This window comes from Variovorax sp. ISS6, assembly GCF_056523145.1.
Window position 1 is genome coordinate 1,808,207 of record NZ_JAWRZC010000001.1, and the last position, 14,292, is coordinate 1,822,498.

The following is a 14,292-nucleotide window of genomic DNA, read 5'->3' on the forward strand; positions in this document are numbered from 1 at the left end:
GTTGGCCGGGACTCGCCCCGGCGGGCGACTCACTTTTCTTGTCTCGCTGTATGGACCGGGCACATGGTGGACAGGTGTGCGAGGACATGGTGGACACATTCTGCATGGTGGCTCAGGCCTCGCGCAGGTCGATCTCGCGCAGCTTGTGGTGCACGAAGTAGACGTCGTAGCAGCCCTCTCGCCCGGGCTGCGCGCGCAGCGCGATCTCGTGGTCCTTGAGTGCTGCGGACACCTTGAAGCGCTTGCTCTTGAAGCGCACCTCCCCCAGCCAGCCGACCTTCACCACCGTGTCGTTCGGGCCGTACTCGAGCGGTGGCAGCGTCCTCGGATAGGCCCTCTCGCTGGCGCGATACCGGCTCGCCGGGGTGTTCATGCCCAGCGCCTGGTGCGGGCGCTCATGGTTGTAGATACGCCTCCAGCGATCGAACTGCTGCTGTGCCTGCGCCAGATCCTGGAAGCTGCGCCCGGCCAGCAACTCCGCCTTCAGGCTGCGATGGAAGCGCTCGTCCTTGCCGTTGGTCTGCGGGTGATAGGGGCTGCTGAAGCTCACCCGCACGCCCAGGCGGATGAGCCACAGCGCGAGTTCGCTGAGCTGGCCCGGCTCGCGCGGACTGCCCCAGGGTGCGCCGTTGTCCGCATTGATGCGCACCGGCAGACCGTAGCGGGAGAAGACGTCCTGCAACTGCTCCTTCACGCTGGCCGTTTGCTGGCGGGCACAGGCGCGCAGGGCCAGGTTGTAGCGAGAGTGGTCGTCCAGCAGCGTCAGCGGATGGCAGGGCCCCGCTGCGGTGGACACGTAGCCCTTGAAGTCGATCTGCCAGAGGCTGTTGGGCGCCTCGTGCTCGAAGCGCTGCCAGGCGGTGGCCGCACTGCTGGCCTGGGCGCTGATGAGGCCGTGGCGCTTGAGGATGGAGTTGACGGTGCTCGGAGCCAGGCAACCCTGTCCGAGGTCGCTCAGGCGCCGTGCGAGCTTGCGTGCGCCCCAGGCAGGGTGCTGCTGGCGCAGCGAGACGATGGATTGTTGAAGTTCGGGCGAGGTCTCGCCGGGGCTGTGGTGCGGGCGGCGACTGGCATCGCCCAGGCCGGCGGCACCCAGCGTAGCGCTGCGTGCGAGCCATTTGTAGCCGGTCTGTGGGCTGATGCCGAAACGCCGGCACAGCTCACGCCGGTTGGCGCCTTCCTGGCGTGCCAGGGCAACGAACTCTTCTCTCAGGCTCATGGTGTCTCGGGTGCTCCAGGGCATGGTCGTCTTCCGATCGGGCGATACGCCCGATGGTGTCCACCATGTCCTCGCACACCTGTCCACCATGTGCCCGGTCCATACATCTCGCCAAGAAAAGTAAGCAAAAGAAGGCGACCCCACTGTCTGCGACCCTCCGCTTCGCTACGGGCAACCTGCGGTGCTCGCGTTTCGCGGGGTCTCGCAGAACTCGCTTCGCTCAAACAGCTGCGAGCCCTTATCCGCGAAACGCTGCGCTCCTCGGCGCAGCCAGAGGGGAGTGGCTCGGGCCATCGCTGCGCTCGGCCACAAAGACCCAACGGGCCTTCGCTTTGCTCGGCCCCGGTGGAAGAAGACCCCGGACCTTTGCATTCCCCCACCCCACACAAGGACGCGCCACGGCGCGTTGACCCTAGTCCCCTCTGGCTGTGCCGAGGAGCGCAGGAGAAAGCGGGATCAGGGCCGCAGCTGTTTGAGCGAAGCGAGTTCTGCGGACCCCCGCTTTCTCCGAGCACCGCAGGTTGCCCGCAGCGAAGCGGAGGGACACAGACAGCGGGGTCGCCTTCTTTTGCTTACTTTTCTCGGCGAGACAAGAAAAGTAAGTCGCCCGCCGGGGCGAGACCCGGCCAACAGCCTCAACAAAAAACTGACAACCAGGCCGCCAAAACGCCACTCAAATCATCGGCGTAACCGCCCCATCCATCGCCACGATCGCCCCCGTCACATAACTGGCCTTCCCCGAAGCCAGAAACAGCACCGTATTCGCGACTTCTTCCGGCGTAGCAATGCGCCCCAGCGGCAGCCGAGCGGTGGCCCGCTTCAGCGCCTCGTCGGTATCGATGCCCTGCAGCTTCGCATCAGCCTTCATCCCTTCGGCCAGCCGCGCAGTCAGCGTGAGTCCAGGATTCACCGCATTCACGCGCACCCCCTTGGCGGCATAAGCCGCAGCCATGCCAGCACTGACCAGCATCAGCGCCGCATTGGCGGCACCACCGGCCATGTGCACGGGACTCGCGACCTTGCCGCCCTGCCCGATGACATTGACGATGGCCCCCCTGCCGTGCTGCCCCATGCGCTTGACCACCGGGTCGATCATGTGGATGTAGCTGAAGTACTTCGCATCCATCGCGTCGTGCCAGGCGGTGGGCGTGAGGTCGTCGGGCGGGGTGCGGCGCGCGGCGCCGGCCGAGTTCACGAGCACGTCGACGGCACCTAAGGCCTGCTCGGCGGCGTCGAGCGCGGCCAGGGCGGCCGCCGGGTCCTTGAGGTCGGCGGCATGCAGCGAGACGCGGCCCTCGGCCTGCGCGTGGGCCGCGAGCAGTTCCCTGCGGCCCTGTTCCAGGTTGGCCGGATCGCGCGACACCAGGCTCACGCGGGCGCCCTCGCGCAGGAAGCCGAGCGCGCAGGCCAGGCCGATGCCCTTGCTGCCGCCGGTGATGAGTACGTGGCGGTCCTGGAGTTCGAGATCCATCTGAGTGTCCTTGTGGGTGGTTGGCGAAGTCGCGTGGATTGAATCACCGCTCTAAGATCGCCGGATGAACGCTCCCACGGTATCCCTGCCCCGCTTCTGGTCACAGCTGTCCACGCGCGACTTCGCCGCGCTCGATGTGGCAGCCACGGTGGCGGTGCTGCCGCTGGGCGCCACCGAGCAGCACGGGCCGCACCTGCCGCTCGGGGTCGACACGGTGCTGGCCGACGGCATCGTCGCGGCGGCGCTGCCGCTGCTGCCGCCCGAGCTGCCGGTGCTGTTCCTGCCGACCCAGCAGATCGGCCTGAGCCCCGAGCACGCGCGCTTCGCGGGCACGCTCACGCTGTCGGCCGAGACGCTGATCCGCATGTGGAGCGAGATCGGCGCCGGGGTGGCGCGCGCCGGGGTGAAGAAGCTGGTGCTGTTCAACGCGCATGGCGGCCACGTGGGCGCGATGGACATCGTGGCGCGCGAACTGCGCGCCGCGCACGGGCTGATCGTCTATTCCGCGAGCTGGTTCAACCTGCCGCTGGGCGAGGCGGGTGCCCGGTTCAGCGCGCACGAGCACCGCTTCGGCGTGCATGCGGGCGAGATCGAGACCTCGATGATGCTGGCGCTCGCGCCGCAGCTGGTGCGCATGGACGCGGCACAGGATTTCCGCTCCAGCTCCGAACAGCGCGCGGCCGACTACGCGATCCTCGGCAACGGCAGGAGCGCGAAGCTGGGCTGGGCGATCGAGGACTACAACGCGCAGGGCGCGGCGGGCAATGCGGCGGCGGCTACGGCGCCGGCGGGTCAGGCGGTCGTCGATGCCGCGGCGGCGCAGCTCGCGCTGCTGCTGGCCGAGGTGTCGCGCCTGCCGCTGAGCACCGCGAACACCGGCCCGCTGCCCTGAAAAAAAGCGAGAGAAGAGCGGGGGCCGCTCAGGCCTTCGCCAGCACCTCGGCGAACATGCCCGAGTCGACGTTGCCGCCCGTCAGGCTGATGCCCACCGTCTTGCCGCGCCAGCGTTCGCGCTGCTGAAGCGCGCCCGCGAGCGCGGCGGCACCCGCGCCCTCGGCCACGTTGTGGGTGTCGCTGAAGAGGATGCGCATCGCCTCGGCCACCTCCTCGTCGCTGACCGCGATCACGTCGTCGGCCTCGCGCAGCAGCGCCTCGAGCGACTCGGGCACGGGCACGCGGCAAGCCATGCCGTCGGCCAGGCGCGTGCTGACCGGCGACTCGACCGGACTGCGCGCGCGGAACGAATCGAGATAGGCGGTGGCATGGGCCGATACCACGCCGACGATCTTGGTGGCGACGCCGCAGTACGCGCGCGCCGCGGCCGCGCCCGCGAAGCCCGAGCCCAGGCCGATGGGCACGAACAGCACGTCGGGCGGCGCGTGCTTCAGCGCCTCGAAGAACTCGACGTAGGCGGTCGACACGCCGCGCACCAGCTCGCGGTGGAACGAGGGCACGCGGTGCAATCCGTCGCGCTCGGCCAGCACGGCCGCATGCTCGGACGCGGCCTGGAAGTCCTCGCCGTGCTCGACCAACTCGACGCCCAGCGCGCGCATCGCGGCGTTCTTCTCGACCGAGTTGCCGTGCGGCACCACGATGGTCGCGGCCAGTCCATGGCGGCGCGCCGCGAAGCCCAGCGACTGGCCGTGGTTGCCGCGCGTGGCGCTGATCACGTGGCGCGCCCCGGGCTGCTCGCGCGCCAGCGTCTCGAAGTAGGTCAGGCCGCCGCGGATCTTGAAGGCGCCGACGGGCGTGTGGTTCTCGTGCTTGGCCCACAGCTTCGCGCCCAGGCGCCGCTCGAGCAGCGGCCAGGCGTACTGCGGCGTGGGCGGCATGGCCGCGTGCACGGTGGCGAGCGCGGCTTCCATTTCTTCGCGGGTGAATCGCATGGGGATCACTTTCTTTCGGTCAAGGCCACGCGCACCGCCAGCGCGGCCAGCACGCTGCCCATCACGTAGCGCTGCGCGCGCAGCCAGCCTTCGCTCTTCGACAGCACGGCCGTGATGCTCGCGGCGCCGACGATCATCGTGGTGTTGACCACGGCGCTGCTGGCCATCTGCGCGGCGCCGAGCTGCAGGCTCTGCAGCAGCACCGAGCCGCGCTCGGGATGGATGAACTGCGGAAAGAACGAGAGGTAGAACATCGCCACCTTCGGGTTCAGCAGATTGGTGAGGAAGCCCATGCGGAACAGCTTGCCCGGCGGGTCGGCCGGCAGCGCGCGGGCCTCGAAGGGCGCCGCGCCGCCGGGACGCACCGCCTGCCAGGCGAGCCACAGCAGGTAGGCCGCGCCCGCGAAGCGGATCGCGTCGAAGGCCAGCGGCACCGCGAGCAGCAGCGCCGTGAGCCCGAGCGCGGCGGCGCACAGGTGCACCAGGAAGGCCATCAGCACGCCGCCCAGCGAGATCAGCCCGGCGCGGCGGCCCTGGATCAGGGTGCGCGAGACGCAATAGATCATGTTCGGCCCGGGCGTGAGCGCGAGCAGCAGCGAGGCGAGCGCGAACCAGGCGATTTCGGTCAGGGTCAGCATGTCAGAGTCCTCGGGATTCCAGGGTGACGGGGCCGCGCGGCGTGTCGAGCACGGCCACGAGGTTCGGTGGGCCGGCCTCGACCTGCAGCGCGCGCAGGCCGATGGCCGAGAGCGCGGCCGACAGCGCCGGCGCGCGCGGATGCGTGGCGTGCAGCGAGCGCAATGCGAGGCCCGAGGTCGGCATGGCATCGACCGGATGCACCGGGCCCCACTGGATCAGCGTGGGCAGCGCGCCGTAGAACAGCCGCTGGCCGTCGTCGCGCACCGCGATCTGCCATTCGAGCCGGCCGGCCGCGGTGTCGCGCGAGGCCTCGAGCAGGTGGCCGCGGTCGATGTGCGCATGCTCCTCGCGCGCCAGGGCCTGGATGGCGGCGCGCGCATCGGGCACGCGGGCCACGAAGTGGATCAGCCGCGGGCCGTGCCGAGCGAGCCCGGCCTGCAATTCGGCGTCGTCGAGATCGAACCAGCGGCGCGTGTTCGGGCGCGACGGCGTCTTGCCCGGTTCGATCGCGATGATCTCGGCATAGGCGCGCGGAAAGGTCTCGCTCGCGACCTTCAGCAGCCGGTTGTGGGTGCCCATCAGCGGATGCGCGCCGCCGGGCGCGGGCACCACGCCCAGCGTGGCCTCGCACCAGGCCACGCCCTCGGCCAGCGAGGCGGCGGCGATCACGAGGTGGTCGACTTCGGCGTGCATGGCGCGGTCTTCCGGGTTCAGAGCGTGACGTTGCCGTCGATGCAGGTCACGGCATCGCCGCCGACCCAGATCCGGCCTTCGGCGTCGCGCTCGATGTGGACGCGGCCCGCGCGGCCCAGGCACTGGCCCTGCGCGGCCAGGTAGCGCGCGGGCATGTGGCCGTCGGCGATCAGCCATTCGGCCAGGCTCGCGTTGAGGCTGCCGGTGACCGGATCTTCCTGCACGCCGACCGGCTCGGCGAAGGCGCGCACCTCGAGGTCGATCCTCGCGCCGTCGTCCAGCGGCACGGCGGGGCGGTTGCCGAAGGCGCGCGCCTCGCGGTTCGAGCGGCCGATCAAGAGCGAGGTGTCGTGCACCGTGGGCACGCCGGCCACGCCGGCCTTCACGCCCAGTTCCTTCAGCGCGCGATGGTCGGGCGCGAGCGCGAGCACGGCGTCGGCATCCTCGAGCAGCAGGCCGAACCAGACCGGGCCGTTGTCGAGCACCTGCGCGGCGATCACCTGCTGCGCCTTCAGGCCCAGCGCGCCGGCCACCTTGGCCAGCAGCGCGGGGCTCGGCGCGCTGCGCTTGAGCGGCGGCGCCGCGAAGGCCAGCCGCGTGCCCTCGCGCCGCAGCGGCAACAGGCCGGCGCCGCATTGCTGCACCACCTGGCCGGAGGCCTTGGGCTGGCCGCCGGCCTGCAGCCAGGCATGGCAGCTGCCGATGGTGGGATGGCCCGCGAACGGCAGCTCGCCGCCAGGCGTGAAGATGCGCACCCGGTAGTCGGCCGCGGGATCGGTGGGCGGCAGCAGGAAGGTGGTCTCGGACAGGTTGGTCCACTGCGCGAAGCGCTGCATGGCCGCATCGTCGAGTCCGTCGCCGTCGATCACCACGGCCAGCGGATTGCCGAAGTAGGGATGGGCGGTGAAGACGTCGACTTGCTTGAACGGGCGGGATTTCATTTCTTACTCGAGAGGGAGATCGAGCACGCCGCGCGCGCCCGGACGGAGGAGCAGGTCGTTGAACCAGCGCTCGACATTCGGCCAGCCGGGCCGGCGGTACTCGGCGGCCGGCAGGTTGAACCAGCGGTGCGCCTCGCAGCCGATCGGGATGTCGGCCATGGTGAAGCGCTCGCCGGCGATGTAGGGATGGCGCGCGAGATGGGCGTCGAGCAGGCCGAACAGCGCCTCGCTCTCGCGCACCGAGGCCTCGATCAGCGCCGGCTGGCGTTCGGCCGGCGGCGTGCGCACCCATTGCACGAAGGCATCGCGGCTCGCGCGGTTGAGGGTGGTCTGCTGCCAGTCCATCCAGCGCTCGGCGTCGAAGCGCGCGGGCAGGTCGGCCGGGTAGAAGGCGCCGTGCGAGTACTTGGCGCAGAGGTAGCGCACGATCACGTTCGATTCCCAGAGCACCACGCGCTCCGCACCCTCGCCGTCGTCGATGGTGGGCACCATGGCGTTGGGATTCAGCGCCAGGTATTCCTCGGTCTGCACCACGCCGAAGCGGCCGCCGGCCTCGGTGCGCTGGAAGTCCAGCCCGAGTTCCTGCGCGCACCACACCACCTTGCGCACGTTGATCGAGCTGATGCGGCCCCAGATGTTGAGCATGTCGTCGTCTTTCCTTGATGTTTGGGGGTTCGTGTTCGGGTCAGTCCCGCATGATGCGCGCGGTGCCCGAGACGCGGATCGAGCTGCCGGGCGCGGCCGGGATGTCGGCGTGCAGGCGCGACAGCATGCCCATGTCCTCGCCCTGCACCACGTCGATCGCGCCGCCGTGCGGCCAGCCGATGTCGCGCAGGTAGCCCGCCAGCGCGGCGGTGGCGGCGCCGGTCGCGGGGTCTTCGTAGACGCCGCCCGAAGCGAAGGGATTGCGCGTGTGGAAGCGCTGCGCGCTCTCGGCATGCAGCAGCACGATGGTCGTGAGATCGAAGCGGGCCATCAGCGCGCGGCCGGCCTCGAGCTCGTAGCGCATCGCCGCCAGCGCCGCGCGGCTCCCGAGCGCCAGCACCAGGTGATCGGCGCCCGCATGGGCGACGGCCGGCGGAATGCGCGCATCGAGCGCGGCCGCGTCGAGGCCGAACAACGCCAGCGCGGCCGACAGCAGGGCCGGCACGGCGGCGGCGCTGCGCGTGGGCGGCGACTGCAGCGAGGCCTCGACGGTGGCGCCGTTGCGGCGGCCCTCGACCGTGATCCGCGCCTGGTTCAGCGTGAGCGGAAACACGCCGTCGCCGTGCTGCAGCGCGAGCGCCGCGCCGAGCGCGATCGTCGCGTGGCCGCAGAACGGCACTTCGGACTGCGGCGCGAAGTAGCGCACGCGCCAGCCGTCGCCGGTGCGCGCGGCGAAGGCGGTCTCGGAGAAGCCCACGTCGGCGGCGATGCGCTGCATCTGCGCCTCGGGTGGCAGGGCCTCGGCGATGACGACGCCGGCGGGATTGCCGCCTTGCTCGCCATCCGAGAAGGCCGCGATCTTCAGGACATTCATGGGGACCTCTTCAGCGCGGCACGGGCCGGTCGAGGAACAGCAGGCGCACCGCGAGCGCCAGCATCACGCTGGCGAGCAGGCCGCGCTGGAACTTCTCGGCGCCGGGGCGGCGTTGCAGCCAGCGGCCGACCTGTCCGCTGCAGGCGCCCAGCAGGGTGTTGAAGCCCAGCGCCGCCAGCGACAGCACGATGCCGAGCTGCACCAGTTGCAGCGGCACGCTGCCGCGCGCGGGATCGACGAACTGCGGCAGGAACACCATGAAGAACAGCAGCGCCTTCGGATTGACCAGGTTGTTCAGCAGGGCCATGCGCACGATGCGGCCGAAGCCGGCCGGCCGCGCCTGCACGCCCGGGCGCAGGCCGCCGCCGCTGCGCAGCGCCTGCGCGGCGAGCCACAGCAGGTACAGCGCGCCCGCGTAGCGAAGCAGGTCGAAGGACGGTGGCCAGGCGGCCACCAGCGCGGTCACGCCGGTGGCGGCGAACAGCGTGTGCACCAGGTCGGCGGCCGAGATTCCGAGCGCCGCCGCGAAGCCGCCGCGCGGGCCATGGGCCACGCCGTGCGAGAGCACGAAAGCCATGTTCGGGCCCGGCGACAGGAACAGCGCCAGCACCGCGAGCAGGAACAGCGATAAGGTGGCGAGGCCGATCAAGACAGGCTCCGGTGGCTGCGCGCGCTCAGATCTGCGCGGCCGCGAGCTGCTTGTCGCCGGCCAGCGCGAGCTCCTCGCGCACCGTTTGCGCCAGCGCGGCGATCGCGGTGTCGATCTCCTCGACGCTCGCGGTCACGAACGACAGCCGCAGCGTGCGCGCGTCGCCTTCGCCGGCATAGAAGGGCGCGCCGGGCACGAAGGCCACGTTGCGCTCGACCGCCTTGGGCAGCAGGGTCACGGTGTCGATGCCCTCGGGCAGGCGTGCCCACAGGAACATGCCGCCCTTGGGCGCGTTGAACTTCACGTCCAGGCCGGCCATCTCGCGCGTGAGCGCGGCGCTCATCGCATCGCGCTGGCGCTTGTAGAGCGCGCGGATGGTGGGCACGTGGCGCTCGAGGAAGTTGTCCTTCATCACGGCCGACACCATGCGCTGCGTGAAGATCGGCGTGTGCAGGTCGACCGCCTGCTTGGCCTGCAGCAGCTTCGGGTAGATGGACTTGGGCGCCACCAGGAAGCCCAGGCGCAGGCCCGGTGCCAGCACCTTCGAGAACGAACCGAGGTAGATCACGCCCTCGGGGTTGCGCGCGGCCAGCGGCAGCGGCGGGGCTTCGTCGAACCAGAGCTCGCCGTAGGGGTTGTCCTCGACGATCGGCAGGCCGGCCGCGGCGGCGGCGGCCGACACGGCGGCGCGCCGTTCCTCGGTCATGGTGCGGCCGGTGGGGTTCTGGAAGTTGGGCAGCAGGTAGATGAAGCGTGCATCCTTGGCCTTGGCGACCAGGTCCTCGACGATCACGCCGTCGTCGTCGCTGGCCACGCCCACGGGGTTGGGTTCCATCGGGCCGAAGGCCTGCAGCGCGCCGAGGTAGGTCGGGGTCTCGACCAGCACCTTGCTGCCCGGATCGATCAGCACCTTGGCGACCAAGTCGAGGCCCTGCTGCGAGCCGGTGGTGATCAGCACCTGCGAGGGATCGACGTTCCACGGCAGCATGTCGGCCACCGCCTGGCGCAGCGGCGCGAAGCCCTCGCTGGCGGCGTACTGCAGCGCGGCCTGGCCGTCGTTGTGCAGTACCTCGGCGCAGGCGTCGGCGAAGGCCTGGATCGGGAAGGTCTTGGGCGAGGGCAGGCCGCCGGCCAGGCTGATGATGCCGGGGCGCTCGGTGACCTTGAGGATTTCACGCAGCACCGACGGGTTCATCTTGGCGGCGCGGGCGGCGAGTTTCCAGTTCATGGGAGTCTTCTTTCTGACGGTGAGGGGCGATGCGAACGAACGGGGTGCGGATGCGAGGGTAAGACGGCGGGCGCGATCAGTCCACGGCGCCGACGGGCCCGCGAATGGCGGGGGCGGCGGGCGCCGGCGGCTGCGACAGCCGCTTGCCGACCACCACCGTGGCCACCACCGCGGCCGCGAAGCCCAGCGTGACCACGTCGAGCGGCTCGCCCAGGAGCGGGATCGACACCAGGATCGAGAGGAAGGGCTGCAGCAGCTGCGTCTGGCTCACGCGCAGCGCGCCGCCGAGGGCCAGGCCGCGGTACCAGGCGAAGAAGCCGATCCACATCGAGAACATGCCGACGTAGACGAAGCCCAGCCAGGAGGCGGTGGCGATCGGCTGCACGGGCCACAGCACGAGCGTGGCCGGCAGGGTGACCGGCAGCGCCATCACGCAGACCCAGCAGATCACGCGCTCGGCGCCGAGCGCGGGCGTGACCTGCGCGCCGTAGATGTAGCCGAAGGAGGCGGCGATCACGGCGCCGACCAGCAGCAGGTCGGCCCATTCGAAGCCGAAGCCGTGGCCGTTCTGGCTTGCGCGCACCAGCGAGAACACCACCACCAGCAGGCTGCCCGCGATGGCGCAGAGCCAGAAGCCGAGCCGCGCGCGCTGGTGCAGCACCCAGGCCGCGACCGCGGCCGTGACCAGCGGCAGCAGCGCCGTCACCACCGCCGCATGGCTGGCCGTGACCACGCGCAGCGCATAGGCCAGCAGCAGCGGAAAGCCGATGCAGTTGCCGAGCACCGCGATGCCCAGCGGCCTCCACTGGTGGGGCGCCGGCCGCGGCGAGCGCGTGACCAGCAGGAACACGGCCGACAGCAGGCCCGCGAGCGCGGCCCGGCCGAGCGTGACGAACCACGGCGAGAGCTGCGGCTGCGCCTGCGTGCCGGTGGCCAGCCGCGTCATCGGCAGCGTGACCGCGAACAGCGCCACGCCGATCACGCCGAGCCACATGCCGAGGGTTTCGTCCTTGATCTTCATGGCGGACCTAGACGCGCAGCATCCACCAGGCGGTGAGCACCAGCACGGCGGCCATCGCACGGTTGAACCAGGCGAGGCGCTGGCCCTTCGACAGCCATTCGCGCAGCAGCGCGCCGGCCAGCGCATAGGTGAAGTTGCTCGCGAAGGCGTAGACCAGCATCACGGGCGCGACGATCGCGAAGCGGTGCAGCGGCTCGGCCTGGCCCGCGATCCAGCCGGCCACCAGCGTGAGCGCCAGCAGCCAGGCCTTGATGTTGAGGAACTGCAGTGCCACGCCCTGCACGAAGCCGACCGACAGATTGGCATCGTCGGCGCGGCCCAGCGTGGTGCTGGTGGCGAGCTTGAACGCGAGGTACAGCAGGTAGGCGATGCCCAGCGCCTTGATGGCCCAGCGCAGCGCGGGCGCCGCCATCACCAGCGCGCCCAGGCCGGCCGCGCACAGCGCGAGCAGCAGGGTCCAGCCCACGGGCACCGCGACCACGAAGCGCATCGCGCGCGGCAGGCCGCCGTTGGCCGCAAGGGTGGTCGACAGCGTGGTGTTGGGGCCGGGCGAGAAGCTCATCGCCGTGGCCAGCACCAGCAGGGCGGTGAATTCTTGCCAGTTCATGACACACACTCTAAACTTTGGACCATTACAGTTCCAGTACAGATGGCCGTACACACAGCCAATCTGTATCGGGCTTGCGTACAACACAGATCGAACGTCGATGCTGACACGAACCTCGTCCCAGTCGCTGACCGCCCAGCTGGCCGATCGCCTGGCCGAACGCATCCGCAACCGGCTGCTGCTGCCGGGCGCGCGGCTGCCCTCGGTGCGCGAGTGCGCGCGCCAGCAGGGCGTGAGCCCCTACACCGTGGTGGCCGCCTACGACCAGCTCTTGGCGCTCGGGCTGGTGGAGGCGCGGCGCCAGCGCGGCTTCTTCGTGCGCGATTCGGGCCGCGACCCCGGCCGCGACCCGGCCCAGCCGCCCGGCGACCCGCTGCAGGTCAGCGCGCTGTCGATGGTCACGCAGATGATGGCCTCGCGCACGCCGGCCGACGCCAGCTCGCTGATCCGCAGCATGTTCCACCGCCCGAGCGACAAGCCGCAGCCCGGCATGGGCGTGTTCCCGCCCGACTGGCTCGACTCCTCGTTCATGCCGACGGCGGTGCGGCGCATGACCAGCACCGCGATGCTGCAGGAGCTGTCGCTGCAGTACGGCGAGCCCGCGGGCGACGCGGCGCTGCGGCGCAGCCTGTCGCAGAAGCTGGTGGGCATCAACGTGCCGGCCGCGCCCGACCAGATCGTGACCACCATCGGCGCCACCCATGCGCTGGACATCGTGAGCCGCACCATGCTGCGCGCCGGCGATCCGGTGATGGTCGAGGAGCCCGGCTGGGCGCTCGAGTTCGCGCGCCTCGAGGCGCTGGGCATGCGCATCCTGCCGGTGCCGCGCCGCGCCGACGGGCCCGACCTCGACGTGATGGCGCAGTACTGCGCGCTGCACAGCCCGAAGCTGTTCGTCAGCGTGAGCGTGCTGCACAACCCGACCGGCTACAGCCTGTCGCCCAACAGCGCGCACCGCGTGCTCAAGCTGGCCAACGAGCACGACTTCCACATCGTCGAGGACGACACCTACAGCCACCTCGCGCCCGAGCACGCGACCCGGCTCAGCGCGCTCGACGGGCTGCAGCGCACCATCTACGTCAGCGGCTTCGCGAAGATCCTCGCGCCCAACTGGCGCATCGGCTTCCTGGCCGCCTCGCCCGCGCTCAAGGAGCGGCTGCTCGAGACCAAGCTGCTGGCCACCCTGACCTCGCCCGCGCTGTTCGAGCGGGCGCTCTCGTGGTGCATCGACCAGGGCCAGCTGCGGCGCCATTCGGAGCGCGTGCGCATCCGGCTGGAGGGCGCGCGCGCGCGCGCCGCCAAGCTGGTGCTGGCGCACGGCTGCACCTTCGCGTCCGAGCCCGCGGGGCTGTTCGGCTGGGTCGACACCGGCGTCGACACCGACGTGCTGACCCAGCGCATGCTCGACCAGGGCTACCTGCTGGCGCCGGGCTCGCTGTTCCATGCCCGCCGGCCGCCCACCACGCTGATGCGCATCAACTTCGCCAGCTCGCAGGACGCGAGCTTCTGGAAGGTCTTCGCCAGGACGCGCGACGAGCTTTGAGTCGGGCGGGGCGGGCCCTGCCTTGGAGTAAGCTGGCAGCACAACACCCGCCAGACCGGAGACCTGCCGCATGAACAAAGCCAGCCAACCCTTCGATTTCAGCCAGTTCGTACCCGGCTTCGACTTCCTCAAGAACCTCGCGGCCGGCGCGAGCGGCGCCGGTTCCGTGCCCGGCATCCCGAGCATGGCGAGCTGGGTGGCGCCCACCATGAGCGTCGAGGAGGTCGACAAGCGCATCCAGGAACTCAAGACGGTGCAGTACTGGCTCGAGCAGAACGGCCATGCGCTCAAGGCCACGATTCAGGCGCTGGAGGTGCAGAAGATGACGCTGTCCACCCTGCGCGGCATGAACGTGCGCATGGAGGACCTCGCGGGCGCGTTCACGCGGCAGGCGAATGCGGCGGCCGCGGCGGTCAGCCCGGCGCCGGCAGCCGCGGCGCCCGAACCCGAGGTCGAGCTCGAGGACGAAGAGGAACTCGACGCGGAGGAGGAAGAAGAGGAGGAAGAGGCACCGCCGCCGCGCCGCAAGGCCAGGCCGGCCGCCAAGGCCTCGGCCAAGTCCGCCGCGGGCGATGCCGCCGGCGGCGCGGTCGACCCGCTCAAGTGGTGGGGCTCGCTGACCGAGCAGTTCCAGCAGATCGCGAGCACCGCGCTGCAGGACGCGGCCCAGCTCAAGATGCCGGCCGTGACCCAGCCGCTGGCCGACGCCGTGGGCAAGGCCATGGGAACCGCGAGCGCCTCGCGCAAGTCCACCCCCCGCAAGGCCTCGACGGCCGCCAAGCGACCGGCGGCGAAGAAGCCGGCCGCGGCGCCCGCGGCCCGCAAGCGAACGGGCGGCCGACGCTGAGCCGCCTTGTCCTGAACATCGAACGAAGC

General features: G+C 70.8%; 15 protein-coding genes. 3 read left to right on the top strand and 12 right to left on the bottom strand.

The window, feature by feature from the left end:
* Positions 1-112: 112 nt before the first annotated feature.
* Positions 113-1,243 (bottom strand): IS481 family transposase, encoded by a 1,131-nt coding sequence (locus AC1HIL_RS08290; protein WP_413762712.1) that lies wholly within the window; start codon positions 1,241-1,243, stop codon positions 113-115.
* Between the two features lie 649 nt (positions 1,244-1,892).
* Positions 1,893-2,690: an SDR family oxidoreductase gene (locus AC1HIL_RS08295; protein ID WP_479671567.1), complete on the bottom strand. Its 798-nt coding sequence runs from the start codon at positions 2,688-2,690 to the stop codon at positions 1,893-1,895.
* Positions 2,691-2,754: 64 nt separating this feature from the next.
* Between AC1HIL_RS08295 and AC1HIL_RS08300 the strand changes: the two genes are divergently transcribed.
* Positions 2,755-3,582, top strand: coding sequence for a creatininase family protein (locus tag AC1HIL_RS08300; protein WP_479671568.1), 828 nt, complete (start codon positions 2,755-2,757; stop codon positions 3,580-3,582).
* A gap of 28 nt (positions 3,583-3,610) precedes the next feature.
* Here the strand turns inward: AC1HIL_RS08300 and AC1HIL_RS08305 are convergent, their stop codons facing one another.
* The 10 genes from AC1HIL_RS08305 to AC1HIL_RS08350 form a co-directional block, all read right to left on the bottom strand.
* The gene (locus AC1HIL_RS08305; RefSeq protein WP_479671569.1) at positions 3,611-4,576 is read right to left on the bottom strand and encodes a threonine dehydratase; all 966 of its coding nucleotides are present in this window, start codon (positions 4,574-4,576) and stop codon (positions 3,611-3,613) included.
* Between the two features lie 5 nt (positions 4,577-4,581).
* Complete coding sequence (locus AC1HIL_RS08310; protein ID WP_057590900.1) at positions 4,582-5,214, bottom strand: LysE family translocator; 633 nt, start codon at positions 5,212-5,214, stop codon at positions 4,582-4,584.
* Position 5,215: 1 nt separating this feature from the next.
* Positions 5,216-5,908 carry a VOC family protein gene (locus AC1HIL_RS08315; RefSeq protein ID WP_479671570.1) on the bottom strand — a complete coding sequence of 231 codons (693 nt, stop codon included), beginning with the start codon at positions 5,906-5,908 and terminating at the stop codon, positions 5,216-5,218.
* A 17-nt stretch (positions 5,909-5,925) separates the two neighbouring features.
* Entirely contained in the window at positions 5,926-6,849 is a 924-nt protein-coding gene (locus AC1HIL_RS08320; protein ID WP_479671571.1) for a PhzF family phenazine biosynthesis protein, read from the bottom strand.
* Positions 6,850-6,852: 3 nt separating this feature from the next.
* Positions 6,853-7,494, bottom strand: a complete 642-nt coding sequence (locus AC1HIL_RS08325; protein WP_057590903.1) for a glutathione S-transferase family protein — start codon at positions 7,492-7,494, stop codon at positions 6,853-6,855.
* Positions 7,495-7,534: 40 nt separating this feature from the next.
* A complete protein-coding gene (locus tag AC1HIL_RS08330; protein ID WP_479671572.1) occupies positions 7,535-8,368 on the bottom strand; it encodes a PhzF family phenazine biosynthesis protein in 834 nt (277 codons plus the stop codon).
* Positions 8,369-8,378: 10 nt separating this feature from the next.
* On the bottom strand, positions 8,379-9,017 hold the full coding sequence (locus AC1HIL_RS08335; RefSeq protein ID WP_296736204.1) for a LysE family translocator: 639 nt from the start codon (positions 9,015-9,017) through the stop codon (positions 8,379-8,381).
* Positions 9,018-9,042: 25 nt separating this feature from the next.
* Complete coding sequence (locus AC1HIL_RS08340) at positions 9,043-10,245, bottom strand: aminotransferase-like domain-containing protein (RefSeq protein ID WP_057590906.1); 1,203 nt, start codon at positions 10,243-10,245, stop codon at positions 9,043-9,045.
* Positions 10,246-10,321: 76 nt separating this feature from the next.
* Positions 10,322-11,266, bottom strand: a complete 945-nt coding sequence (locus AC1HIL_RS08345) for a DMT family transporter (protein ID WP_057590907.1) — start codon at positions 11,264-11,266, stop codon at positions 10,322-10,324.
* Between the two features lie 7 nt (positions 11,267-11,273).
* Positions 11,274-11,873, bottom strand: a complete 600-nt coding sequence (locus AC1HIL_RS08350; protein ID WP_261214941.1) for a LysE family translocator — start codon at positions 11,871-11,873, stop codon at positions 11,274-11,276.
* Positions 11,874-11,973: 100 nt separating this feature from the next.
* Between AC1HIL_RS08350 and AC1HIL_RS08355 the strand changes: the two genes are divergently transcribed.
* Together AC1HIL_RS08355 and AC1HIL_RS08360 are read left to right on the top strand one after the other, a co-directional pair.
* On the top strand, positions 11,974-13,416 hold the full coding sequence (locus AC1HIL_RS08355; RefSeq protein WP_057590909.1) for an aminotransferase-like domain-containing protein: 1,443 nt from the start codon (positions 11,974-11,976) through the stop codon (positions 13,414-13,416).
* 70 nt (positions 13,417-13,486) lie between these two features.
* A complete protein-coding gene (locus AC1HIL_RS08360) occupies positions 13,487-14,263 on the top strand; it encodes a PhaM family polyhydroxyalkanoate granule multifunctional regulatory protein (protein ID WP_057590910.1) in 777 nt (258 codons plus the stop codon).
* Positions 14,264-14,292 lie beyond the last annotated feature (29 nt).

Bases quoted from the DNA above. Each gene is read 5' to 3' on its own strand.
- AC1HIL_RS08305 (WP_479671569.1), bottom strand. From the start codon at position 4,576: ATGCGATTCACCCGCGAAGAAATGGAAGCCGCGCTCGCCACCGTGCAC.
- AC1HIL_RS08325 (WP_057590903.1), bottom strand. From the start codon at position 7,494: ATGCTCAACATCTGGGGCCGCATCAGCTCGATCAACGTGCGCAAGGTG.
- AC1HIL_RS08320 (WP_479671571.1), bottom strand. From the start codon at position 6,849: ATGAAATCCCGCCCGTTCAAGCAAGTCGACGTCTTCACCGCCCATCCC.
- AC1HIL_RS08355 (WP_057590909.1), top strand. From the start codon at position 11,974: ATGCTGACACGAACCTCGTCCCAGTCGCTGACCGCCCAGCTGGCCGAT.
- AC1HIL_RS08295 (WP_479671567.1), bottom strand. From the start codon at position 2,690: ATGGATCTCGAACTCCAGGACCGCCACGTACTCATCACCGGCGGCAGC.
- AC1HIL_RS08315 (WP_479671570.1), bottom strand. From the start codon at position 5,908: ATGCACGCCGAAGTCGACCACCTCGTGATCGCCGCCGCCTCGCTGGCC.
- AC1HIL_RS08330 (WP_479671572.1), bottom strand. From the start codon at position 8,368: ATGAATGTCCTGAAGATCGCGGCCTTCTCGGATGGCGAGCAAGGCGGC.
- AC1HIL_RS08300 (WP_479671568.1), top strand. From the start codon at position 2,755: ATGAACGCTCCCACGGTATCCCTGCCCCGCTTCTGGTCACAGCTGTCC.
- AC1HIL_RS08350 (WP_261214941.1), bottom strand. From the start codon at position 11,873: ATGAACTGGCAAGAATTCACCGCCCTGCTGGTGCTGGCCACGGCGATG.
- AC1HIL_RS08310 (WP_057590900.1), bottom strand. From the start codon at position 5,214: ATGCTGACCCTGACCGAAATCGCCTGGTTCGCGCTCGCCTCGCTGCTG.
- AC1HIL_RS08360 (WP_057590910.1), top strand. From the start codon at position 13,487: ATGAACAAAGCCAGCCAACCCTTCGATTTCAGCCAGTTCGTACCCGGC.
- AC1HIL_RS08345 (WP_057590907.1), bottom strand. From the start codon at position 11,266: ATGAAGATCAAGGACGAAACCCTCGGCATGTGGCTCGGCGTGATCGGC.
- AC1HIL_RS08340 (WP_057590906.1), bottom strand. From the start codon at position 10,245: ATGAACTGGAAACTCGCCGCCCGCGCCGCCAAGATGAACCCGTCGGTG.
- AC1HIL_RS08290 (WP_413762712.1), bottom strand. From the start codon at position 1,243: ATGCCCTGGAGCACCCGAGACACCATGAGCCTGAGAGAAGAGTTCGTT.